Origin of the sequence: Cupriavidus sp. IK-TO18 (genome assembly GCF_015549295.1) — a bacterium.
Classification (GTDB): Bacteria; Pseudomonadota; Gammaproteobacteria; order Burkholderiales; family Burkholderiaceae; genus Cupriavidus; species Cupriavidus oxalaticus_A.
This window is the reverse complement of the sequence record NZ_JADGMP010000009.1, coordinates 118,072-140,464: the sequence shown is the minus strand read 5'-3', so window position 1 is coordinate 140,464 and position 22,393 is coordinate 118,072. Positions and strand designations below refer to the sequence as shown.

General features: G+C 68.6%; 16 protein-coding genes and 1 pseudogene. 9 read left to right on the top strand and 8 right to left on the bottom strand.

The window, feature by feature from the left end; all coding sequences use genetic code 11:
- The first annotated feature begins 78 nt into the window (after positions 1-78).
- The 4 genes from IPF36_RS09200 (at position 79) to IPF36_RS09185 (ending at position 3,441) form a co-directional block, all read left to right on the top strand.
- A complete protein-coding gene (locus tag IPF36_RS09200) occupies positions 79-549 on the top strand; it encodes an Lrp/AsnC family transcriptional regulator (RefSeq protein WP_133094482.1) in 471 nt (156 codons plus the stop codon).
- A 203-nt stretch (positions 550-752) separates the two neighbouring features.
- Positions 753-1,349 (top strand): GTP cyclohydrolase II, encoded by a 597-nt coding sequence (ribA, locus tag IPF36_RS09195; protein ID WP_133094483.1) that lies wholly within the window; start codon positions 753-755, stop codon positions 1,347-1,349.
- Positions 1,350-1,549: 200 nt separating this feature from the next.
- Positions 1,550-2,032, top strand: coding sequence for a MarR family winged helix-turn-helix transcriptional regulator (locus tag IPF36_RS09190; RefSeq protein WP_133094484.1), 483 nt, complete (start codon positions 1,550-1,552; stop codon positions 2,030-2,032).
- A gap of 50 nt (positions 2,033-2,082) precedes the next feature.
- Entirely contained in the window at positions 2,083-3,441 is a 1,359-nt protein-coding gene (locus IPF36_RS09185) for a serine hydrolase (protein WP_135702851.1), read from the top strand.
- Between the two features lie 48 nt (positions 3,442-3,489).
- Here the strand turns inward: IPF36_RS09185 and IPF36_RS09180 are convergent, their stop codons facing one another.
- On the bottom strand, positions 3,490-3,819 hold the full coding sequence (locus tag IPF36_RS09180) for a HigA family addiction module antitoxin (protein WP_133094486.1): 330 nt from the start codon (positions 3,817-3,819) through the stop codon (positions 3,490-3,492).
- Positions 3,820-3,829: 10 nt separating this feature from the next.
- Complete coding sequence (locus IPF36_RS09175; RefSeq protein ID WP_195427833.1) at positions 3,830-4,108, bottom strand: type II toxin-antitoxin system RelE/ParE family toxin; 279 nt, start codon at positions 4,106-4,108, stop codon at positions 3,830-3,832.
- A 311-nt stretch (positions 4,109-4,419) separates the two neighbouring features.
- On the opposite strand from IPF36_RS09175, the gene uvrA reads away from it, so the two are divergent.
- The 4 genes from uvrA to IPF36_RS09155 all read left to right on the top strand — a co-directional run bounded on the left by uvrA (position 4,420) and on the right by IPF36_RS09155 (position 12,574).
- The gene (gene uvrA / locus IPF36_RS09170; protein WP_195427832.1) at positions 4,420-10,317 is read left to right on the top strand and encodes an excinuclease ABC subunit UvrA; all 5,898 of its coding nucleotides are present in this window, start codon (positions 4,420-4,422) and stop codon (positions 10,315-10,317) included.
- 107 nt (positions 10,318-10,424) lie between these two features.
- Positions 10,425-10,778 (top strand): endonuclease, encoded by a 354-nt coding sequence (locus tag IPF36_RS09165; protein WP_133094489.1) that lies wholly within the window; start codon positions 10,425-10,427, stop codon positions 10,776-10,778.
- A 117-nt stretch (positions 10,779-10,895) separates the two neighbouring features.
- Positions 10,896-11,783 carry an endonuclease/exonuclease/phosphatase family protein gene (locus IPF36_RS09160; protein WP_255519721.1) on the top strand — a complete coding sequence of 296 codons (888 nt, stop codon included), beginning with the start codon at positions 10,896-10,898 and terminating at the stop codon, positions 11,781-11,783.
- Positions 11,784-11,824: 41 nt separating this feature from the next.
- Positions 11,825-12,574, top strand: a complete 750-nt coding sequence (locus IPF36_RS09155; RefSeq protein ID WP_195427830.1) for a BON domain-containing protein — start codon at positions 11,825-11,827, stop codon at positions 12,572-12,574.
- Positions 12,575-12,638: 64 nt separating this feature from the next.
- Here IPF36_RS09155 and IPF36_RS09150 read toward each other — a convergent pair whose 3' ends face one another.
- Genes IPF36_RS09150 through IPF36_RS09140 form a run of 3 tightly spaced genes read right to left on the bottom strand, consistent with a single transcriptional unit; the run spans position 12,639 to position 13,721 of the window.
- Positions 12,639-13,028, bottom strand: a complete 390-nt coding sequence (locus IPF36_RS09150) for a hypothetical protein (protein WP_133094492.1) — start codon at positions 13,026-13,028, stop codon at positions 12,639-12,641.
- A gap of 52 nt (positions 13,029-13,080) precedes the next feature.
- Complete coding sequence (locus IPF36_RS09145; RefSeq protein ID WP_133094493.1) at positions 13,081-13,314, bottom strand: hypothetical protein; 234 nt, start codon at positions 13,312-13,314, stop codon at positions 13,081-13,083.
- Between the two features lie 35 nt (positions 13,315-13,349).
- Positions 13,350-13,721, bottom strand: coding sequence for a BON domain-containing protein (locus IPF36_RS09140; RefSeq protein WP_133094494.1), 372 nt, complete (start codon positions 13,719-13,721; stop codon positions 13,350-13,352).
- Between the two features lie 492 nt (positions 13,722-14,213).
- Between IPF36_RS09140 and IPF36_RS09135 the strand changes: the two are divergent.
- Positions 14,214-14,723: pseudogene (locus IPF36_RS09135) on the top strand (malto-oligosyltrehalose synthase); the annotation flags it as partial.
- A gap of 197 nt (positions 14,724-14,920) precedes the next feature.
- On the opposite strand, the gene treY reads toward IPF36_RS09135, so the two are convergent.
- The 3 genes from treY to IPF36_RS09120 form a co-directional block, all read right to left on the bottom strand.
- On the bottom strand, positions 14,921-17,593 hold the full coding sequence (treY, locus tag IPF36_RS09130) for a malto-oligosyltrehalose synthase (protein WP_195427829.1): 2,673 nt from the start codon (positions 17,591-17,593) through the stop codon (positions 14,921-14,923).
- Positions 17,593-19,590: a malto-oligosyltrehalose trehalohydrolase gene (treZ, locus tag IPF36_RS09125; RefSeq protein WP_195427828.1), complete on the bottom strand. Its 1,998-nt coding sequence runs from the start codon at positions 19,588-19,590 to the stop codon at positions 17,593-17,595. Before treZ ends, treY begins: the two co-directional genes overlap by 1 nt.
- Before the next feature lie 239 nt (positions 19,591-19,829).
- Complete coding sequence (locus IPF36_RS09120; protein ID WP_135702844.1) at positions 19,830-22,373, bottom strand: glycogen/starch/alpha-glucan phosphorylase; 2,544 nt, start codon at positions 22,371-22,373, stop codon at positions 19,830-19,832.
- Between the last annotated feature and the right edge of the window lie 20 nt (positions 22,374-22,393).

Genomic DNA, 22,393 nt, shown 5'->3' with positions numbered 1-22,393 from the left:
CAAGATTAGTGGAATTGAAAAAGAAGCATCTTCTTATGGCAAAATTTGCAGAAGTTTCTTCCAAAGATTTCAGGGGCCATGGTGCAACCTCCCAAGCTCGATGACACCGACCGCCGCATCCTGCGCGAACTCCGCCGCGACGGCCGCCTGTCCAATGCCAAGCTGGCCGAGCAGGTCGGCCTGTCCGCCACACCCTGCTGGAACCGGGTGCGCGCACTCGAGGAAAGTGGCGTCATCGAAGGCTACGCCGCGCTGCTGAACCAGAAGGCGCTGGGCTTGCCGGATACGGTCCTGATCGAGGTCACGCTCGAGCGTCACGACGACGACATGCTGTACCGCTTCGGCCAGGCGCTGGCCGAGTTGCCGGAAGTGATGGAGGCCTATCTGCTCACCGGCGACTACGACTACCTGATCAAGGTCGCGGTGGCCGGCACACAGGGCTATGAGGAGTTCCTGCGGCACAAGTTGTACAAGCTGCCCGGACTGCGCCACAGCCGCTCGACCTTTGTGCTGCGCACGCTGAAGCGCGAGCCCTCCGTCGAACCCTGAGCCGCCGGCCGGCGCAGCCAGAGTATCATGCCTTGTACATCACGTCGGTGGTGGTGTCAGTAAACCAGCCGGCGCCTTGCGGGAGGAATATGCCGGCGACCCGCAACGGTGCGTTCCATTGCCGAATCAAGCGCGAACGCGCAATTCCGCTCATAATGTCGCCGGTGCCGGGCCGCCCCGCGCCCATTGAAAAGAATTCCGGTATGAACGACACAGAAATTGAGCTGATCGATTCGGCACGCCTGCCGACGCGATTTGGCGACTTCACGGCACACGCCTTCAAGGGCGCCCACTCGGGCATTGAGCATCTGGCCCTGAGCGTGGGCGAAGTGGCAGGCGAGGACGTGCTGATCCGCATGCATTCCGAATGCCTGACCGGGGATGTCTTCGGTTCCTGCCGCTGCGATTGCGGCCCGCAGCTCGAGCTGGCGATGGAAAAGATCGCTGCCGAAGGCCGCGGCATCCTGCTGTACCTGCGCGGCCACGAAGGCCGCGGCATCGGCCTGGCGGAGAAGATCCGCGCCTACCGCCTGCAGGATGGCGGGCTCGATACCGTGGACGCCAACCTGGCGCTGGGCCAGGCCATCGACGCGCGCAACTACGCCTTTGCGGCCGACCTGCTGCACCAATGGGGCGTCACGTCGGTGCGGCTGATGAGCAATAACCCGCTCAAGGCCGCCGCGCTGGAAAAGGCCGGGATCAAGGTCAACGAGCAACTGCGGCACATCGTGCCGTCCAACGCCGAGAACGAGAAATACCTGGCGACCAAGCGCACGCGCATGGGGCACCTGCTCGACTGACGGCGGCTGGCTGGGTGGCCTGCCGGGTAACTGCCCGGCCACCCACGGGCCCGTCATGACCAGGTGCGCGGGCTTGTTCCTCACATGATCCAGGGTTGATCCGCAAGCGGGCAGCGCGCAGGAGATGTTGCGCCTGATTGGTTGCTAATGGCAACTATTGCCATTAGAATCTGTCGGCCGTCCGCAAGTTTTTTGTCCTGATGCCCGACTCCGCCGCCAACACCACCGGTTCGATCCTGGAATACCTGACATTCCGGCTGAACCGTCTTTGCGAAATGACCAGGGAGTCTGCCTCCGGCTTCTATGAGCGGGAATTCGGCATCGGCCTGAGGGAATTGCGCGTATTGCGTTTTGCCGGACTGGAGCCCGGCCTGACGCTGACGCGCCTGATCGAACTGGTGCTGCTTGAGAAGACGGTGACGTCCAAGCTCGTCACCGCGCTGGCGAAGCGGGGCTTGCTGCGCCGCGAGGTAGGCGCGGCCGATGCCCGGCAACTGAACCTGTTCCTGACCCAGGCCGGCGCGGCACTGGTCGCGCAGACCTACCAGCGCGGCGATGTCCTGGAAAAGATGTTCCTGTCGGTCCTGTCCGAAGCCGAAGTCCAGACGCTGGACCGGTGCATCGGCAAGCTGACCGCGGCGCTCGAGGCGCATCAGCTCGGTATCGAGCCGCCGGCAGGGTAGCAGGGCGCTGAGCGCAAAACGGCACGACCACATAACAACGAGGAGACGACATGCCAGCCAACCACACCCGGACGCGCCGCCAATGGCGCGCCATTGCATGCGGCGCCCTGTGCGCCGCCACCTTGCCGGCCTGGAGCCAGGACGCGGGCCGCGCCATCGCACCCACTGCGCCCGCGGCGCCGGCGCTGGTCGCCGCGCTGGAAAGCGACCCGATCCGGCTCGGCTGGATGCAAGGCTTTCCGCCGCCGCCCGAGAAGCAGATCACCCACGTGCCGGGCGCCGAGAAATTCCCGCGCAATCGCTGGCTGTTCTCGCATATCCGCGAACTGGTGCCGACCGCGTCGGTCTGGCGCGGCAACGGCCCGCCCAGCCCGCTGCCGCGCGCGGAGCGCGATATCGGCTCGGTGCCCTTCAGCGATGCGGACGGCACCCGCCGGACCTTCGAAGAGATGCTGGCGCTGACCTATACCGACGGCATCCTGGTCATGCACAAGGGCAAGGTCGTCTATGAGCGCTACTTTGGCGTACTGGACGGCCATACGCCCCATATCGCCATGTCGGTGACGAAGTCGTTCGTTGGCACGCTGGCGGCAATGCTGGCGGCCGACGGCAAGCTCGATCCGGCGGCGCCCGTGACGCGCTACCTGCCGGAGATGGCCGGCACCGCCTACGGCGATGCCACGGTGCGCCAGGTCATGGACATGACCGTCGGCGTCCGCTATTCGGAGGACTATGCCAATCCCAAGGCCGAGGTCTGGGACTATGCGCGCGCCGGCGGCATGCTCGCCCGGCCTGCCGCCTACAACGGGCCGGCAACCTTCTACGACTTCCTGAAGACGCTGCAGAAGGAAGGCGGACACGATGATGTCTTTGCCTACAAGACGGTAAATGCCGAGGTGCTCGCGTGGATCGTGCGCCGCGCTTCTGGCCAGTCGCTGGCCAGGCTGCTGTCGGAACGGATCTGGCAGCCGATGGGCGCCGAGCAGGATGCCTACTTCACGGTCGACAGCATCGGCACGGAATCGGGCGGCGGCGGCCTGAACACCACGCTGCGCGACCTCGCGCGCTTCGGCGAGACCATCCGCGGCAACGGGCGCTTCAACGGCAAGCAGATCATCCCGGCATCGGTCGTGGCCGATATCCGCCGCGGCGGCGACCGCGGGCAGTTTGCGCGCTCGGGCAGCGGCCCCGTGCTGCCGGGCTGGAGCTATCGCGACATGTGGTGGGTGTCCCACGACAGCCACGGCATGTTCCAGGCTGCAGGTATCCATGGGCAGCGCATCTACATCGACCCCAAGGCCGAGCTGACGATCGTCCGCTATGCGTCGCACCCGGTCGCGGGGAACGCTGCCAACAACCCGATCACGTTCCGCGCGTTCCGGGCGCTGGCCGAGACGTTGTCGCGGTAATGGCGTGCCGGGGGTGGCAGGCTGCGCCGCCCCCGGCATTCTGCTTTCCTAGTTTTCCGGAATTTCCTGGCCGGCGCCCTCGCGCGGCACCACTTCCGCCGCGATGCGCTCGCCCAGATCCCGCTGCGCGACCTTCAGGTCGTAGGTCACCTGCATATTCATCCACGAACGCGCATCGCCACCGAAATAGCGCGCCAGGCGCAACGCGGTGTCTGGCGTGACGCCGCGCTGCTCGCGCACGATCTCGTTGATGCGGGCCGGCGTCACGCGCAACGCCAGCGCCAGGGCATTGGCGCTCATGCCCAGCGGCACCAGGTATTCCTCGCGCAGGATTTCGCCCGGATGGATCGGGCGCATGCGGTTTTCAAAGCGTGCCATGTTGCTGTCCTCAGTGGTAGTCGATGATCTCGACAGCCGCGGGGCCGTCATGGGTCCAGATGAAGCAGACTCTCCACTGGCCGTTGATGCGGAGGCTGTGGCGTCCCTTGCGATCACCGCCTAGTTTTTCCATGCGGTTGCCCGGCGGAAAGCGCAGCGCACCCAACGTGGCGGCGTCATCAAGCATCTCCAGCTTGCGCTGGGCGACGAACTCGATGCTCGCAAAGCGGGCGACGTAATGGCCGTCGAACAGTGCAGCGGTGTCGGAACATCTGAAGGATTGGATCATATCGTATATCGATAATCGATAAATGGCAAATCGACGAATTTGAGCAGAGGGGGCGGCTTCATGAAACCGCCGCCGCCATAGCGCCGCACCGTCAATCCTCTGAAAGCGAGCGACGAAAGCGAGCGACGCAATCGATACGAATCCTTTTCCAAACTGTTACACTGTATGGATGTACAGTGTATGGACTACACCTTCTCGGGACCTGCCCAGGCCCTGTGCTATGGTGGTTTTGCTCCAGGCCTGCCTGGCCCCTGGGCACCCCTCGTTCACGCCTGTCCCTCCTTTAACGCATTGATCCGAAAGAAAAAATCGTGTCGAGCAAGCAGCTGATTCGCATTCGCGGCGCCCGCCAGCACAACCTCAAGGATGTCGATCTCGACCTGCGCCCCGGCGAGATGACCGTGGTCACCGGACCGTCGGGATCGGGCAAGTCCAGCCTGGTGTTCGACACGCTCTATGCCGAGGGCCAGCGCCGCTACGTCGAGACCTTCAGCGCCTACGCGCGCCAGTTCCTGGACCGGATGGACCGCCCGCAGGTGGAGCGCGTCGACGGCGTGCCGCCGGCGATCGCCATCGACCAGACCAACCCGGTGCGCAGCTCGCGCTCGACGGTCGGCACGATGACGGAGCTGAACGACCACCTGAAGCTGCTGTACGCGCGCGCGGCGGAGCTGTTCGACAAGCAGACCGCGCAGCCGGTGCGCCATGACACGCCGGAGACGATCTACGCCGAGCTGCTGGCGCGCACGGCGCAAGGGCAGCCGCACCACGATGCGCGGCTGGTGGTGACGTTCCCGGTGGAGCTGCCGGAATCGACCACCGACGAAGAGGTCCAGCAGTGGCTCTCCGTCAGCGGCTACACGCGCGTGCAGGCGCAGCGTGTGGTGCAGTCTCCCACCGGTGCGCGCAAGCTGCTCGACGTGGTGGCTGACCGCTTCCGCATCGGCAATGCCGAAAAAGTGCGCGTGGTGGAGGCGATCGAAGCCTCGCTCAAGCGCGGCGGCGGACGCGTCAACATCTATGTGCTGGCCGATGGGACCGATGGCCGCGACGGCCCCGTGTGGCGCTTCTCCACCGGCCTGCATAGCCCGGACAGCGACCTGCGCTATGCCGACCCGCAACCCGCGCTGTTCTCGTTCAACTCCGCCTACGGTGCCTGCGAAACCTGCCGGGGCTTCGGCCGCGTGATCGGGGTCGACCTAGGGCTGGTCATCCCCGATGCGCGCAAGTCGCTGCGCGAAGGCGCGATCAAGCCGATGCAGACCCCTGCCTGGAAAGAATGCCAGGACGACCTGATGCGCTACGCCGGCAAGGCCGGCATCCCGCGCGACACGCCCTGGGCCGACATGACCGAGGCCGAGCGCCACTGGGTTGTCCATGGCTCGCCCGACTGGAACGGCCAGTGGAACAAGCAGTGGTACGGCGTGATGCGGTTCTTCAGCTACCTGGAGTCGAAGGCGTACAAGATGCACATCCGGGTGCTGCTCTCCAAGTACCGCAGCTACACCCCGTGCGAAACCTGCGGCGGCGCGCGCCTGAAAACCGAGTCGCTGCTGTGGCGCCTGGGCTCGAAGGACAATGCCGACGCCGTGCTGGCGGCCGGACGCCGCTTCTTGCCGCGCGGCGTGGACTGGGACCGAACGCAGCTCGAAGCGCTGCCTGGCCTGACCGTGCACGACCTGATGCTGCTGCCGATCGAGCGCATCCGCCGCTTCTTCGACGCGCTGACGCTGCCCAGCGCGATGCTGGACGACGCGCTCAAGCTGCTGCTGGCCGAGGTGCGCACGCGGCTGAAGTACCTGTGCGACGTCGGCCTTGGCTACCTGACGCTGGACCGCCAGAGCCGCACGCTGTCCGGCGGCGAAGTGCAGCGCATCAACCTGACCACCGCACTCGGCACCTCGCTGGTCAACACGTTGTTCGTGCTGGACGAGCCCAGCATCGGCCTGCACCCGCGCGACCTGAACCGCATCGTCGAGGCCATGCACCGGCTGCGCGACGCGGGCAACACGCTGGTGGTGGTGGAGCACGATCCGTCGGTGATGCTCGCCGCGGACCGCCTGATCGACATGGGCCCCGGCCCGGGCGAGCGCGGCGGCAATATCATTTTCGACGGCACGCCGTCCGATATCCGCAATGCCGACACGCTGACCGGTGCCTATCTCGGCGGGCGCCGCCGCGTGGCCGATGCCTCGCACTGGCAACGCCGCCCCGTCGACCACGCGCTGCCGCGCATCGTGCTGGAAGGCGCGACCGAGCACAACCTGCAGGACGTCACCGTCGAGATCCCGCTGCAGCGGCTGGTGTGCGTGACCGGCGTGTCCGGCTCGGGCAAGTCCACGCTGCTGCAGGACGTGCTGCATCCGGCGATGGCTCGGCATTTCGGCAAGGCGACGGAAGCGCCGGGGGCGTACCGCAAGCTGAGCGGCGCGGACCTGGTCGATGACGTGGTCTTCGTCGACCAGTCGCCGATCGGCAAGACCGCGCGCTCCAACCCGGCCAGCTATGTCGGCGCGTTCGACGAGATCCGCAAGATCTTCGCCAGGGCGCCGATGGCGCTGCAGCGCAGCTATACCGCGGGCACCTTCAGCTTCAACTCCGGCGACGGGCGCTGCCCGACCTGCGGCGGCTCGGGCTTCGAGCACGTCGAGATGCAGTTCCTCAGCGACGTCTACCTGCGCTGCCCGGACTGCGACGGCACCCGCTATCGCCCCGAAGTGCTGGAGGTGAAGATCGAGCGCGCCATCGCCGGGCAGCCGCCGCGCGCGCTCAGCATCGCCGACGTGCTGGAGCTGACCGTCAGCGAAGCTGCGTCCTACTTTGCCGGCGATGCCGCGGTGCTGCGCGTGCTGCAGCCCATTGTCGATGTCGGGCTCGAATACATGAAGCTGGGCCAGCCCGTGCCGACGCTGTCGGGCGGCGAGGCGCAGCGCCTGAAGCTGGCCGGCTTCCTTGCCGAAGCCGCGCAGGCCACGCCGTCGCGCACGCGCGGCAACACGCTGCCGCGCCGCCTGTTCATGTTCGACGAGCCGACCACGGGTTTGCACTTCGACGATATCGCCAAGCTGATGCTGGCCTTCGGCAAGCTGCTCGACAGCGGCCATTCGCTGATCGTGATCGAGCACAACCTCGACGTGATCCGCGCCGCCGACTGGCTGGTCGACCTGGGTCCCGAAGGTGGCGATGCCGGCGGCCGGGTAGTCTGCACCGGCACGCCGGAAGACGTGAAAGGCTGCGCCGAGTCGCATACCGGCCAGGCGCTGATCCACTATGACGCCGCGCTCGGCGAAGCCGGCATGCTGGCCGCGGAACGTGCCGCCGGCACCGAGTCCGAAGGCGTGCCGCTGCAGGCGGTCTTGCAGGCCCGCCGCGCGCGCCGCGAGATCGAGGGCGAGGACGTGGTGCGCATCGTCAACGCGCACGAGCACAACCTGAAGTCGCTCAACGTCGATATCCCGCACGGCAAGTTCAACGTCGTCACCGGCGTGTCCGGGTCGGGCAAGTCGACGCTGGCGTTCGACATCCTGTTCCACGAAGGCCAGCGCCGCTACCTGGAATCGCTCAACGCCTATGCGCGCTCGATCGTGCAGCCGGCGGGCCGGCCGGAGGTCGATGCGGTCTATGGCATCCCGCCCACCGTCGCGATCGAGCAGCGCCTGTCGCGCGGCGGCCGCAAGAGCACGGTGGCGACCACGTCGGAAGTCTGGCACTTCCTGCGCCTGCTGTACGTAAAGCTGGGCATCCAGCACTGCGTGCATGACGGCGCGCCGGTGACGTCGCAGAGCCCGGAATCGATCGCCGCGCAGTTGCTGCGCGACCATCGCGGCGAGCACGTTGGTTTCCTCGCGCCGCTGGTGGTCAACCGCAAGGGCGTCTATACCGACCTGGCGAAATGGGCCAAGGCGCGCGGCAATACGCACCTGCGCGTCGATGGCGAGTTCCTGCCGGTCGATCCGTGGCCGCGCCTGGACCGTTTCCGCGAGCACACCATCGAGCTGCCGGTCGGCGACCTGGTCATCACGCCGGAGCACGAGCCGCAACTGCGCGCACTGCTGGCGCAGGCCCTGGAAGCGGGCAAGGGCGTGATGCACCTGCTGGCGCCGCTCGACGGGCTGGGCCACGCCATGACCAACGGCGGCACCGCGCACGTGGGCGAGGTCAAGGTGTTCTCGACCAAGCGCGCCTGCCCCGAGTGCGGCACCAGCTATCCGGAACTCGACCCGCGCATGTTCTCGTACAACAGCAAGCACGGCTGGTGCGGCAGCTGCGTGGGCACCGGCCTGGCGCTGACGCGCGAGCAGCGCGCGGCGTTCGACGATACCGTGCTGGCCGACGACAACCGCGGCCGCGAGCAGAGCCTGCCATCGGAGGAGCTGGAACCGGAAGGCGTAGGCGAAGCGCCGTGCCCCGACTGCCATGGCACGCGCCTGAACCCGGTGGCGCGCGCGGTCACGTTCGACACGCAGGCCATCGTCGACGTGGCGCAATGGACCGTGTCCGATACGCGCCGCTGGGTCGACGGCCTGCGCCTGGCCGGCCGCGACGCCGAGATCGCGCGCGACGTGGTCAGCGAGATCGGCAGCCGCCTGCAGTTCCTGGAGGAAGTGGGCCTGGGCTACCTGAGCCTGGACCGCGCCGCGCCCAGCCTGTCCGGCGGCGAGGCGCAGCGCATCCGGCTCGCGGCGCAGCTCGGCAGCAACCTGCAGGGCGTGTGCTACGTGCTGGACGAGCCCACCATCGGCCTGCACCCGCGCGACAACCAGATCCTGCTCGATGCGCTGCGCAAGCTGGGCGACAAGGGCAATACGCTGGTGGTGGTCGAGCATGACGAAGACACCATCCGCCGCGCCGACCACATCATCGACATCGGCCCCGGCGCGGGCAAGCGCGGCGGCACGCTGGTGGCGCAGGGCGGCGTGGCGGAGCTTGCCGCGGCGCCGGCTTCCACCACCGGCCAGTTCCTGGCACAGCCGATCATCCACCCGCTGCAGGCGCGCCGCCCGGTGCAGCCGGGCGCGGCCGGCAAGCCGGCCGACCCGGCCGAATGGCTGACAGTGCACGGCGCTTCGCTGCACAACCTGCGCAACGTGAACGCGCGCATCCCGCTGTCGCGGCTGGTGGCGATCACCGGCGTGTCAGGCTCGGGCAAGTCGACGCTGGCGCGCGACGTGCTGATGACGAACCTGCTCGATGCGGTGGGCCGCTCGGTGCTGTCGTCGCCGGCCACGCGCCGCGCGCGCAATGCGGCCAGGGAAGAGGCCAGGACGAGCAAGTCGACGGCAAGGAAGCCGCTCAAGGTCGAACACGACTGGTATGGCTGCGAGGCCATCACCGGCTGGGAATCGATCGACCGCGTGCTCGAAGTCGACCAGACCCCGATCGGCAAGACCCCGCGTTCCTGCCCGGCGACGTACATCGGCGTATGGGACACGATCCGACGGCTGTTCGCCGATACGCTCGAGGCGCGTGCGCGCGGCTATACCGCGTCGCGCTTCTCTTTCAACACCGGCGATGGCCGCTGTCCCGCGTGCGAAGGGCAGGGCGTGCGCACCATCGGCATGAGCTTCCTGCCGGACGTGAAAGTGCCATGCGACGTCTGCCACGGACAGCGCTTCAATCCCGAGACGCTCGCCGTCACCTGGCGCGGCAAGAACATCGGCGACGTGCTGACCATGGAGATCGATGAGGCAGTGGAATTTTTTGCATCGATGTCCAATATTGCGCACCCGCTGCAGCTGATGAAGGACGTGGGGCTGGGCTACCTGACACTGGGCCAGCCATCGCCGACGCTGTCCGGCGGCGAGGCGCAGCGCATCAAGCTGGTCACCGAACTGAGCAAGGTGCGCGACGACATCACCCGCCGCGGCCAGAAGGCGCCGCACACGCTGTACGTGCTGGACGAGCCTACCGTCGGCCTGCACATGGCCGACGTGGCGCGCCTGATCCGCGTGCTGCATCGCCTCACCGACGGCGGCCACAGCGTGGTGGTGATCGAGCATGACCTCGACGTGATCGCCGAGGCCGACTGGATCATCGACCTGGGACCGGAAGGCGGCGCGGGCGGCGGCACCATCGTCGGCGCGGCCGATCCGGAGTCGCTGGCGCGGATCCAGGCCAGCCATACCGGCGCGGCGCTGGTGCCGGTGCTGGCGCGCGGCAAGGCGGAGACGGAGCAGGCCGGCGCGCCAGGCAAGGTCAGCATGGCCTGAGCTCCTTGCCGCAGGCGAGCGGCGTAGCCAGGGCCACACGGCACAGGCACGCCTTTCGCTTTCTCATGGTTGCTGGCGCGCACATCGCGCCCTGAACGGAGGTAACCATGAAGCATATCCGACCCAGCCGGCTCCTCGCCGCCATCGCGCTCGCCGCCGCTGCGATTCCCGCCATGGCGCAGATGACGCCTGGCACGCCGCGCGGCACCTATGATCCTTATTCGCAGGGCGCACGCAGCACCGACAAGTTCGATCCATACACGCAGGGCGCCAACGCTCCCACGCGCCAGGACCTCGCGCCCGCGCCCGAGGCCCAGCCTTCTACCGTGCCGGCGCAACCTGGCATGACCACCGCGCCTGTGCAGCGCACGGCTGATCCGTACATGGAAGGGACGCGCTGGGTCAGCCCGGAACTGGGCCGCCGCCTTGGCCCGCGCAGCCAGTTCCTGGACGGTGCCTGATGTTGATCGCCTGACTGCGATTTTCGCAACGGCCGCTTGCCAGGTGCGCGGCATCATGCCGCGCCGGCAGCGGCCTTTCCAGCCTTTCCAGCGGGGAAGGCGCGCGGCAAAATGCGAATGCAACCGGACTTACCGCCTCTTGTAATTCCTGCGCAAGCGCACGGACTCCACAGCGCGCAAGCGGCCAACGACCAGTTCAGCGTGCCGGATGCCAGCCAGGCGCTGAACTGCGGACCCATTCGGTCCGCCGGGCTCGCGCGCATGACGGTGGTCAGCTACAACATCCATCGCGCCGTCGGTACCGACCGCCGTTACCGGCCCGACCGGATCGCCGCGGTGCTGGAAGAACTGGGCGCCGATATCGTCGCGCTGCAGGAAGTCGAGTCGGGCAGCAGCAACGACCACACGCTCGAATACCTGGCCGGGCACACCGGCATGCACGTGGTGTCGGGCTTTACCCGCGTGCGCGGCAATGCGGATTTCGGCAATGCGCTGCTGACGCGCTTTGCGCCGCAGGCGGTCAACCAGATCGACCTCACGGTGAAGGGCTGCGAGGCGCGCGGCGCGATCGACGTCACGCTTGCCTGTACCGCATCGGGGCACGCCAGCGCGCTGCGCGTCATTGCCACGCACCTGGGCCTGCGCCCCGGCGAACGGCGCCACCAGGTGCAGCAATTGCTGAACTACGTGGCCGCGGCGCCGCCGTTGCCCACCATCCTGCTGGGCGACGTCAACGAGTGGTTCTTGTGGGGGCGCCCGCTGCGCTGGCTGCACGCGTATTTCGAACATACCCCGCACACCGCGACGTTTCCTTCGCGCATGCCGATATTCGCGCTGGACCGGATCTGGGTCTCGCCGCGCGCGCACCTGGTCTCGGTGGCCAGCCACCGCTCGCCGCTGGCGCGCGTTGCCTCGGACCACCTGCCGTTGCTGGCCTGCTTCGAAGTACCGTTGGCAGAAGCACCTTCGGCCGCCGCGGGCCCGGAGATCCGTGCCGAAGCATAGGAAACAGAGGCCAAACATCCGGCAAACATAGGAGCACGACGATGAGACAGAGCGACGACAACTACCTGCGCAGGCGCCCCGACAAGCAATATGGCGGCAACGAACAGGGCTACAGCGGCATTCCGGCCGAGTCGCGCAACCGGCGCCAGCGAGAACTCAGCCGCGGCCGCTATGGCAATGCCGCGGAGCGTCTTCCCCGCGACCAGACCCAGGACGTAACGCCAGGCGACGAAGAGTGGTATGGACTGTACGTCGAGGAATGGCGCTGGCCGGCCGAGCGTACTTATGCCAGCCGTGGCGGCGACGACGCCCGCTACGAGGACGAATGGTCGCGGCGTCGTCCGGCGGGCGCGGGCCGAGGCCGCTACCAGCGCAATGAGCGCGATGGCGGCTATGGCGGCTATGGCGGCTATGGCGAGCCAGAGCGCTATGGCTACCGGCGCTGGCAGGACGAGCGCTATGAGCGCGAAGCGCGCGGCTATGGCGACATTGGCGACCTTGGCGACGAGTGGGACGCCCCCACGCAGCGCCGTCCCGCCGGCCCACGCAACTACCGGCGCGACGACGACCGCATCCACGACGATGTCTGCAACCGGCTGGCGCGCGATGACGAACTCGATGTCAGCGATGTCGAAGTCCGCGTGCAGGAGGGCGTGGTGACGCTGGAAGGCAAGGTCAACGACCGCCGCACCAAGTACGATATCGAGGACATTGCGGAGCGCGTGTTCGGCGTGCAGGACGTGATCAACCACATCCGCGTGCAGCGCTACGGGTTGCTGGCTTCCGAGTAGGGGCGGGGGAGAGCTCGGGAGAATGGCAAGGGCGGCAAGGCCGCCCTTCTTCCTGCCCTGCGCTTCAGTCCTTGTTGACCCGGGGCGGGTTCGGCGGGTGCTCTTCGCGGTCGTCGGTACGGTCGGCCTTGTCGACCGGCACCTCGGCCGGCAGGCCTTCGGCCGCGCGCACCACTTCGTCGGCAATCTCTTCTTCCGGGATTTCGTCTTCCGGCGGCATGTGCGCGTCTTCGTCGCGCTGCTCGATCTCGCTCTCGATGTCGCTGGGCTCTTGCTCGAGATCAGGGTCCAGCGTGCTCGGGATATTGCCGGCCTGCGCCCGCGCGGCGCCCGTCGCGGTCTTGTCGCGCGGGCGGCCGCCGCCGGCGGAAGCTTGCGCGCCGTCGCGCCGCGTGCCGCTGGTGCTGCCGACACGGTCCCTGTGGCGGGCGCCGGTACGTACGGTCTTGCTCATGCTTTCTCCTTTAGTCTCTCCTGTGCGGTCCGGTGTGGCTTCCCGGCAGCCGTCAGGTGTTCTCCACCGGGGGTTCGCTTTCCTCCGGATTGCCGCTGCGGCGCCTGACCGAAGGCGGCACGCCGTTCTCGTCGGGAATGTCGTGCTCGCGCTCGACGTCGTGGCGGCGGTCGCGTCCCGGCTTGCCGCGCTCATGCTCGGTGTCGGGCCCGCCCTTGTGCGGGTCCGGCCGCGGCTCGCTGCGGCGCCGGGTGGTGTCATGGTCGGGTTGGCGATGGGTGCTCATGGTGTCTCCAGGGGCAATTTCACGTATCTGCGTCGTCAGTCCGTACCGGCACGCAGTTCGTCGGATACCGCGGTCACGCCGCGCACCGAGCGCGCCAGTTCCATGGCCATGACGCGCTGCTTGTCGTCCCGCACCGAGCCTTCAAGCTTGACGACGCCGTCCATGGTGGACACGCGGATCTTCGCCGGGTCCAGCGTGCGGGCGTTCGCCAGGCGCGCACGGACTTCCGAGGTAATGGCACGGTCGCTGGCGATTTCGGTGTCGCGCGGCGCGGCGGTGCGGCCCGTCGAGGATGGAGCCGCTGGCGCATCGGCGGGTGCGGCTGGCGCCGCCGGCGCAACTGCCATAATCAGTACCGCCAGCGGCAGCGCCAGGCGGCGAATGCGGGAGCGAGTACGTAATTTCATGGCGATCCTCCTGTACGGCGCACCGTACTGCATGAGCGGCGGGCTGCGCAACGTTGCCCGCACCTGCCCCCAAAGACCTGCAAGCTCCGTTCCCGCCGGCCGTAAGGGCTGGTTGTGCACGTTGCGCCGCAGCGTGGCAGACCATGCGGCGGCATTTCGCCGACGGCGCGCGCCGTACTTTTTACAGTAGCTGCAGAAAGTGCATGCGTCCCACTGGCGGGCGTAAATGGTGCCGTCGGGGTGGTGCCGTCGGGGCCGCCCGCGGCGGAGGCACCGCGACAGGTGGCGCGCCGCTTGCGTGGTGCCGTGTGCTTGCGTGCGGACCTGTCTATAGTGAAAGCAATGCTGGCCAGAACTGGCGTACGGCATGTGCCGCCGAGCACAACCCGCCACGCCGGCCCCACGCCGCGGCAGTCCTCGTTTGCCGCATGCCGACGGGCCCATCAGCGCAGCCGGCCGGGGGGAGCGGCACATCCTGTTGCGAGGGTAGAAATGAATTTCGCCAGCATCCTGTCCACCGTCGTCCTGGCCTCTTCGGTGTCGGTCTCCTCGGCGCCGGTCGAACGCCAGCTGCTCGCGATCACTCCGCTGGACTTCGCCCAGCGCTTCAATACAGTCGCGCAGGATACGGGCTCGGGGTTGACGCTCCCCAGTTTCAAGATCAAGCCTGGCTGGCACCGCGCCGCGCCCAGTTCCGGCGTCTCGGTGCTGGTGCGTGCCAGCCATTCCGGCTATGCGCTGGATGAAGTGGTGGTGGTCTGCCGCGAAGTCGAGCGCTGCTTCCTGACCATCTGCACTGCGGCACTTGCGATCGACGACAGCGTCAACCCGATGCTGCTGCAGCGCTTTATCGTGGCGCGCATTGCCACCGAACTGGGCGAAGTGGGGCTGGTCATGTCCGGCCTTGCCTATATCGTGGTGACGCCGAAGGAAGACGACTACGTCGCCGTCGTGATCCGGCCCTACCTGCCGCAGGACCGCAGCGCCTCGCCCAGCCAGGCCCAGCGCGATCCGCCCGCCGGGGCCGAGCCCTTCCATCATGGCCAGGCGGTCCCGCATGAGCCGCACGGGCTGCAGGGTCCGCATGGACCGAAGGAACTGCCAGGACCCTATGGGGCGGCGGGCGCCCCGCGCCCGCCGCTGACCCCGCTCGCTTCGCGAGCCCCGATTCCGCAATTGCCGCGCTTGTGACGCGCGCGTCAGGGCTCGCGCAGCAGCAGTGCTACCGGCAGCCCGCCCAGCACGTCGCGCAGGCGCAGGCGCCCGGCGGGCGCATCGAGCCGGTGACCCGTCAGTGCGTCGATCCAGCGGCCGGGCTGCGGCGCGCCAAGGTTCAGCGTGGTGTCGCCCCAGCACGCCGGCGGAATGCGCGGCACGGCCGGGTCGACCCGCGCCGCCGACAGCCGCGTGACCACGGTGATGGCCTGGCGCGAGTCGATGCTGCGCGCAAACGCCAGCACCTGCTGCGCCAGCGCGCCCTGCGCGGCCAGCATGCTGTACTGGCCGTCGGCAAACAGCGCGGGGTCGGCGGCGCGTGCCGCGAGCACATGGCGCACCAGCTGCTGCTTGAGCCTGCCGTCGTGCCAGTGTGCCAGCCAGTGCGCCCAGCCCGCGCCGCACGCCAGCCGTGCCTGCAGCCGGACGTAGTCCGGCGCGCGGCGGTTGTCCGGATCGACCAGGCTCAGGTCCCAGCCTTCGGTGCCCTGGTAGCGGTCGGGAATGCCGGGGGCGGTCAGCTGCACCAGCACCTGCGCCAGGCTGTTCACGGCGCCGGCGGTGGCAATGCGCCCGGCGAAGCGGCCGATCTGCGCCAGCACGCCCTGCGGCCACGCCGCCGCGATCCCGCGCAGGAAGGCCTCGCATGCCGCTTCGTATTCGGCATCGGGGCAGGTCCAGTTGCCGTGGCGCTTGGCTTCGCGGATGGCCTTGACCTGCCAAGCGGAAATCCGTGCGAGCAACGCTTCGGGTACCGGCGCCCCGTCGCTGGAATGGTCTATCGGATCCATCGGCCATGCCCCGACCAGCGCCTGGTACAGCATCAGCCGGTCGGCCGCGTCGGGCGCGCGCGGCAGCGTGGCCACCAGTGACGCGCAGTCGCGCTCCCACGCGGCAACCGCGTCGGCGAAAGTGCCCGGCAGTTCGCTGAGCACGGCCAGCCGCATGCGCGCGTCCTCGCCGCGCTTGTGGTCATGCGTCGCTGTGGCCAGCATCGCATGCGGGCCGGCCAGCCGGCGCGCCGCCATGCGGGCGTGGAACTGCGCCGGCGGCATGGCCAGTTGCGCCGGGTCGCTGCCCACCTCGTTGCGCGACAGCAGCCGGCCATAACGGTAGAACGCGGTGTCCTCGCCCGCCTTGGCCGCCAGCGCCGGCATCAGCTGCTGCAGGCGGCGGCGCAGCACGCCGGTGTCGCTGTCCGGTGCCGCCTGCGTGCGCAGGCAGCCGGCGATGAATGCCAGCGCCACCACCTCGTCCGGCGCCAGGCTGCCGCGCGCGGACTGCAGGGCCTGATCGACCATGGCGTCATCGGCATGCGCGGCGGCGGCGTCGCGCGCCGACGGCTGCGCGTCGTAGTAGCTGCGGTAGACCTGCACGGCCGCCATCAGCGCCATCAGCGCATGCCGCAGGGCCGCCAGCGTGAGGTCGCGCGTGCCCGGCTCGCGCTGTGCGCTGGCGTGCAGGCGCGCGGTCACGCCCGCGCATTCGGTGACGAGGTGCCGCCGCAGCACCAGGCAACGGGCCTCGCGCACGTGGGCGGCGTACGGGCGCGCGTCGCCGCTGGTCATCGCCCACAGCGCGGTCAGCGCGGCTTCGCCTGCCTCGTCGTGCAGCACCGCGGCCACGTCGTCCATGAAGTCGTAGCCCGTGGTGCCATCCACCTGCCAGTCCGGCGGCAGCCGCTCGCCGCTGCCAAGGATCTTCTCGACCACGAGCCACGGGCGCTGCAGCTCCAGCAATGGCGGCCGCGCCGCGGCGTGCCGGTCGAGCTCCGCGCGCAGCCGGCGGCAGTAGCCGGCGGGATCGGCCAGTCCGTCGACGTGATCCACGCGCACGCCGTCGATCCAGCCTTCGCGCAGCAGGCGGAAGACCAGTGCATGGACCGCGTCAAAGACCTGCGGGTCTTCCTCGCGCACGCCCACCAGGTCGCTGATCTCGAAAAAGCGGCGCCAGTTCAGCGAGGCGGCCGCGGTGCGCCACCAGGCCAGCCGGTAGTGCTGGCGTTCCAGCAGCGCGTGCAGCCGGGTGCGTCCGGCGGGCTGGGTGGTGTCGTACCAGTTGGCGTTGGCGGTGCCTTCCGCGTCAAGGCTGTCCGGCGCCAGCGGCAGCACATGGTCGAAGTAGCGTACGTGTGCCGGCCGTTCGCCGCTGGCCGGCACCCACCGCAGTTCGCCGGCGACGACCGTGTCCCAGTACGACTGCCCCAGGATCGGCAGCAGGACCTTGCCATGCAGCGCCGGGTCGCACGGCGTCCAGTCGATATCGAAGCAGCCGGCATGTGGGCTGGCGCGTCCGTGCGCCAGCACGTCGCGCCACCAGCCGTTGTGGGTGCAGTCCGCCGCCATGTGGTTGGGCACGATATCGGCGATAAGGCCGAGGCCGGCACTGCGCGCGCGCGCCGCCAGCGCCTTCAGGCCCGCCTCGCCGCCCAGTTCCGCGCGCACGCGGGTGAAGTCGGTGACGTCGTAGCCGTGCGTGGAGCCGGGCCTGGCCTCGCAGACCGGCGACAGGTACAGGTGGCTGACCCCAAGCGCGGCGTAGTAGTCGACCACGCCGGCGGCATCGGCGAAGGTGAAGCCAGGATGCAGCTGCAGCCGGGCGGTGGCGCGCGGCAGGCCGCGCGCGGGTGCCGGCGCGGTGGCTGCCGCGTCAGGCATTACCTTGGGCGCGCCGCGGCGGGCTCGCACAGGGTGGCGACGCAGGCCAGCGGCGGCAGCATGCCGGCGGACAGTTCCGCGGCGGCGCCCGGTGCGCTCTCGTGCAGCGCCGTGCGCTGGTCGCGGCAGGAGTGGGTGGCGGGCACCGCTTCGTCGCCCAGGTTCAGCCACAGGCTCAGCTCCATGCCGTCCACCAGCCGCCAGCGCGCGCACAGCGCCGCGGGGCCGAGGATATCGACGCCGGCAGACTGGCAGCCCGGCAGCCGGTGCAGCAGTTCGCGCCGCCGGATCGACAGCAGTTCGCGGTAGTAGGGGGCCCAGTCGGCGTCGTCCGCCAGTGACGGCCGCGACGCTTCAAATGTGGCCGGGTCGTTGGGGTCGGGGATGGCGGCGGCACGCGCCTCGTCGCCGAAGGCCGCGCTGGCGGCGAATTCGCGGCGGCGGCCCTCGCGCACGGCCCTGGCCAACTCCGGCGGATGGCTGGTGAAGTAGAAGAATGGCTGCCGCGCGCCGGTCTCTTCGCCCATGAACACCAACGGCACCTGCGGGCAAAGCAGCTGCAGCGCCACCGCGGCGCGCAGCGCACGCGGGTCGGCCAGGCTGGTCAGCCGTTCGCCGAAGGCGCGGTTGCCGGCCTGGTCGTGGTTCTGCAGAAAGCTGACGAAAGCGGTAGGCGGCAAATGCGCGCTGGGCTGGCCGCGGCACACGGCGGCGCTGGCGACGGCGGCGGTGTCGCCGCCGGAACGGTGCTGCGACGGCTCGCCCTGGTAGGCGAAGCCTTCGGCCAGCACGCGTGCGAGGTGGCGCAGCGCGGGTTGGCCATGCTCGCGTGCATCGACCGCAGCGACAGTGCCGGCGGGCATGGCGTAGTCGCGATAGTAGCCGTCGTCCTCGCTGGTCAGCAGCACATGCAGCGCATGGTGGGCGTCATCGTTCCATTGCGCGTCGAAGCCCTGCGCCAGCAGCGCGGCGTCGTTGTCGTCGTTCTCCAGCACCAGGTGCAGGTGGCGGTCGCCGCCGGCGCCATCGGTCAGCATGCTGCGCACTTCGCCAGGCAGCGCCGCGAGCCAGCCTTCGTCCTCGATGGCGTGGACCGCATCGAGCCGCAGTCCGTCAAAGCGGAACTGTTCCAGCCAGTAGCGCGCATTCTCGGTGAAGAAGCGCCGTACCTGCGGGCGCCGGAAATCGATGGCGGGGCCCCACGGGGTCCGCCGGTCGGCGCGGAAGAAGGCGCTGGCATAGCGGTGCAGGTAGTTGCCCTCAGGCCCGAAGTGGTTGTAGACCACGTCCAGCAGCACCATCAGGCCGAGCGCGTGCGCCCGGTCGACCAGCGCGCGCAGCTCGTCCGGCGTGCCATAGCCGGACTCCGGCGCGAACGGCAGCACGCCGTCATAGCCCCAGTTGCGTCCGCCGGGAAACTCGGCCACCGGCATCAGCTCGATGGCGGTGAAGCCCAGCGCGGCCAGCCGCGGCAATTGCTGCGCGGCGCCCGCAAAGCCGCCGCACAGGCCAACGTGCATTTCGTAGATGATGGCTTCATGCCACGGCCGGCCGCGCCAGTCGGGGCAGGTCCAGGCGTACGAGGCACCGGCGTCGCGCGCCGGCACGATGCTCGGGCCGTGCACGTCGTCTGCCTGCCAGCGCGAGGCCGGGTCGGGCACCGTAGTGCCGTCGTCGAGCCGGAACCAGTAACGCGCGCCCTCGCAGCACGGCACGATCGCCTCGAACCAGCCGTTGGGCCCCGCCGCCATATGGACCGGTCCCAGGCCCGCGATCTCCAGCCGCACGGGATGGCCTTGCTCGGCCGCGTCGGGCGCCCACAGGCGGAAGCGCACGCGTCCGTCGGGCAGCCAGGCCGGTCCGAACAGGTAGTCCTGCGCATGTTCGTCGTTGGAGGAGAAGGCCCGTGAAGAAGGCGCGGCAAAGCAGTCGAGCGGGGCCAGGCTGGGCAGGGCGGACCTGGCACCCGGGGCCAGTGGAAACGGGTTCGCGTTCAAATTCGGCTCCTGCCATCGATTGGCTTCTGGGTGTGCGGACTGGAAGTTGCCTTGCGGCGGCCCTAGCGCAATGCGAACTCCATGCCAGCAGAACGGCGCTTTTGCGGTGCGGCGCGCGGGCAGGCGGGCGGCCGGGCCGAAAGCTTTGTTACAAGGGCGATTGTAGAAAGTACTGCCCGGCATGCGGCGCCCCGCGCATGCGATACCGCACACTGCGCGCGCGTCTTGCGCCTGCATGGCTATGCCGCGCGCGGCCCCTGGGCACCCGGATCAACCTGCCACGGCGCGCCGCTGGCACGGTGCAGCAGCCGCACCGGTACCGGCTCGACGTTCCAGATGCGCTCGCAGTATTCGCGGATGGCACGGTCCGACGAAAAACGGCCCGAACGCGCGCACGACAGTACCGACATGCGTTGCCAGCGATCCGGGTCGGCGTAGGCGTCGGAGACGATCTGCTGGCATTCGACATAGGAAGCGAAGTCCGCCAGCAGCAGGTAGGGATCGTGCCCCGCCTGCGGATCGAACAGCGGGCGGAACAGCGCCGGATCGCCGCGCGAGAAGAATCCCTGCTGCACCAGGTCGATCACCGCGCGCAGTTGCGGGTCGCCGTGATAGTAGGCGGCCGGGTCGTAGCCGCTCGCGCGCAGCGCATAGACGTCGGGCGCGGTCAGGCCGAACGGGAAAAAGTTGTCGTTGCCGACGGCCTCGCGCAGTTCGATATTGGCGCCATCCATGGTGCCGATGTTGAGCGCGCCGTTCATCGCGAACTTCATGTTGCCGGTGCCGGAGGCTTCCTTGCCCGCCAGCGAGATCTGCTCGGACAGGTCCGCAGCCGGGTAGATGCGCTGGCCGAAGGTGACGTTGAAGTTGGGCAGGAACACCACCTTGAGCCGGTCGCGCACCTGCGGGTCGCGGTTGATCACGTCGGCGACCGAGGTGATGAAGCGGATCATCAGCTTGGCGTATTCGTAGCCCGGCGCGGCCTTGCCGCCGAACAGGAAGGTGCGCGGCTGGATCTCGGCGTGCGCGTCGGACTTGATGCGGTGGTACAGCGCGATCACGTGCAGCACCGCCAGGTGCTGGCGCTTGTATTCGTGGATGCGCTTGACCATCACATCGAACATCGACGATGGGTCCACCACCACGCCGGTGGTGTCGCGGATCAGCTGCGCCAGGTCTTCCTTGTTGGCGCGGCGCATCGCCTGCCATTGCCGGCGGAAGCCGGCGTCGTCGGCATAGGGCTCGAGCACGCGGATGCGTTCGAGGTGGGAGATCCAGCCATCGCCGATCGCATCCGTGACCAGCCGCGTCAGCCTCGGGTTGGACAGCGCAAGCCAGCGCCGCGGCGTGACGCCGTTGGTGATGCTGGTGAATTTCTCCGGCCACATCGCGTAGAAATCCTTGAGCACGTCCTCGCGCATCAGCCGCGAGTGCAGCTCGGCCACGCCGTTGATGGCATGGCTGCCGACGCACGCCAGGTTGGCCATGCGCACATTGCGCTCGCCGTGCTCGTCGATCAGCGACAGCCGCGACAGCCGCGATTCGTCGCCGTAGAAGCGGATGCGCACCTCGTCCAGGAAGCGCGCGTTGATCTCCAGGATGATTTCCAGGTGGCGCGGCAGCACGCGTTGGAACAGCGGCAGCGGCCAGCGCTCCAGCGCCTCGGGCAGCAGCGTGTGGTTGGTGTAGGCGAAGGCACGCTGGGTGATGTCCCAGGCCTGGTTCCAGGGCAGGTCGTTCTCGTCGACCAGCAGCCGCATCAGTTCCGCGATGCCTACCGCCGGGTGCGTGTCGTTCAGCTGCACCGCGAACTTCTCGTGGAAGCGCGTCACCGGGATGCCGTCGACGGCCAGCAGCCGCAGCATGTCCTGCAGCGAGCAGGCGACAAAGAAGTACTGCTGTTCCAGCCGCAACTCCTTGCCCTGCGCGGTTTCGTCGTTGGGGTAGAGCACCTTGGTCAGGTTCTCCGACGTCACCTTCTTGCTCACCGCGCCGAGGTAGTCGCCGCGGTTGAAGGTATGGAAGTCGAAGGCCTCGGTGGCATCGGCGCGCCACAGCCGCAGCGTGTTCACGGTATTGACGCGGTAGCCCAGGATCGGCGAATCGAAGGGCACGCCGGCCACGGTCTTGGCCGGCACCCAGCGCACGCGGTAGTGGCCGCGGTCGTCGGTGTAGTGCTCGGTGTGGCCGCCCAGGCGCACCTGCACCGCCCATTCGGAGCGCTGGATCTCCCACGGGTTGCCGTTGCGCAGCCAGGTATCGGTCTTCTCCACCTGCATGCCGTCCATGATGGTTTGCTGGAAAATGCCGTATTCGTAACGGATGCCGTAGCCCAGCGCCGGGATCTCCAGCGTCGCCAGCGAATCCATGAAGCACGCCGCCAGACGGCCCAGGCCGCCGTTGCCCAGGCCCGGCTCGACTTCCTGCTCCAGGATGCGGTCGAGGTCGAGCCCGGCCGCCGCCATGGCCTCGTGCACTTCGTCGAAGATGCCGAGGTTGATCAGGTTGTTGCCCAGGTGCGGGCCCATCAGGAACTCGGCCGACAGGTAGGCCACAGTGCGCGAAGGCTGGCCCAGGTAGGCTTCGGCGGTGCTGATCCAGCGCTGCACCAGGCGGTCGCGCACGGTATGCGCCGCGGCCTGGTAGAGGTCGTTCTGGCTGGCGTGGCCGGGCAGCTTGCCCTGGGTATGGAACACGTGGTCCAGGAACGCGCGGCGCAGGCTGGCGCCGGACAGGGCGGTACGGGTGTCGTCGGCGTGCTCGGGCCGGATCACTTCCTTCATGGCGGAACCTCCTGCGCATG

Excerpts from the sequence above, each read along its gene's own strand:
- IPF36_RS09145 (WP_133094493.1), bottom strand. The coding sequence starts at position 13,314 with ATGAGCACCCATCGCCAACCCGACCATGACACCACCCGGCGCCGCAGC.
- treY (WP_195427829.1), bottom strand. The coding sequence starts at position 17,593 with ATGCCTGACGCGGCAGCCACCGCGCCGGCACCCGCGCGCGGCCTGCCG.
- IPF36_RS09190 (WP_133094484.1), top strand. The coding sequence starts at position 1,550 with ATGCCCGACTCCGCCGCCAACACCACCGGTTCGATCCTGGAATACCTG.
- ribA (WP_133094483.1), top strand. The coding sequence starts at position 753 with ATGAACGACACAGAAATTGAGCTGATCGATTCGGCACGCCTGCCGACG.
- IPF36_RS09180 (WP_133094486.1), bottom strand. The coding sequence starts at position 3,819 with ATGGCACGCTTTGAAAACCGCATGCGCCCGATCCATCCGGGCGAAATC.
- IPF36_RS09200 (WP_133094482.1), top strand. The coding sequence starts at position 79 with ATGGTGCAACCTCCCAAGCTCGATGACACCGACCGCCGCATCCTGCGC.
- IPF36_RS09175 (WP_195427833.1), bottom strand. The coding sequence starts at position 4,108 with ATGATCCAATCCTTCAGATGTTCCGACACCGCTGCACTGTTCGACGGC.
- IPF36_RS09150 (WP_133094492.1), bottom strand. The coding sequence starts at position 13,028 with ATGAGCAAGACCGTACGTACCGGCGCCCGCCACAGGGACCGTGTCGGC.
- IPF36_RS09185 (WP_135702851.1), top strand. The coding sequence starts at position 2,083 with ATGCCAGCCAACCACACCCGGACGCGCCGCCAATGGCGCGCCATTGCA.
- IPF36_RS09140 (WP_133094494.1), bottom strand. The coding sequence starts at position 13,721 with ATGAAATTACGTACTCGCTCCCGCATTCGCCGCCTGGCGCTGCCGCTG.
- IPF36_RS09155 (WP_195427830.1), top strand. The coding sequence starts at position 11,825 with ATGAGACAGAGCGACGACAACTACCTGCGCAGGCGCCCCGACAAGCAA.
- IPF36_RS09160 (WP_255519721.1), top strand. The coding sequence starts at position 10,896 with ATGCAACCGGACTTACCGCCTCTTGTAATTCCTGCGCAAGCGCACGGA.
- IPF36_RS09120 (WP_135702844.1), bottom strand. The coding sequence starts at position 22,373 with ATGAAGGAAGTGATCCGGCCCGAGCACGCCGACGACACCCGTACCGCC.
- IPF36_RS09165 (WP_133094489.1), top strand. The coding sequence starts at position 10,425 with ATGAAGCATATCCGACCCAGCCGGCTCCTCGCCGCCATCGCGCTCGCC.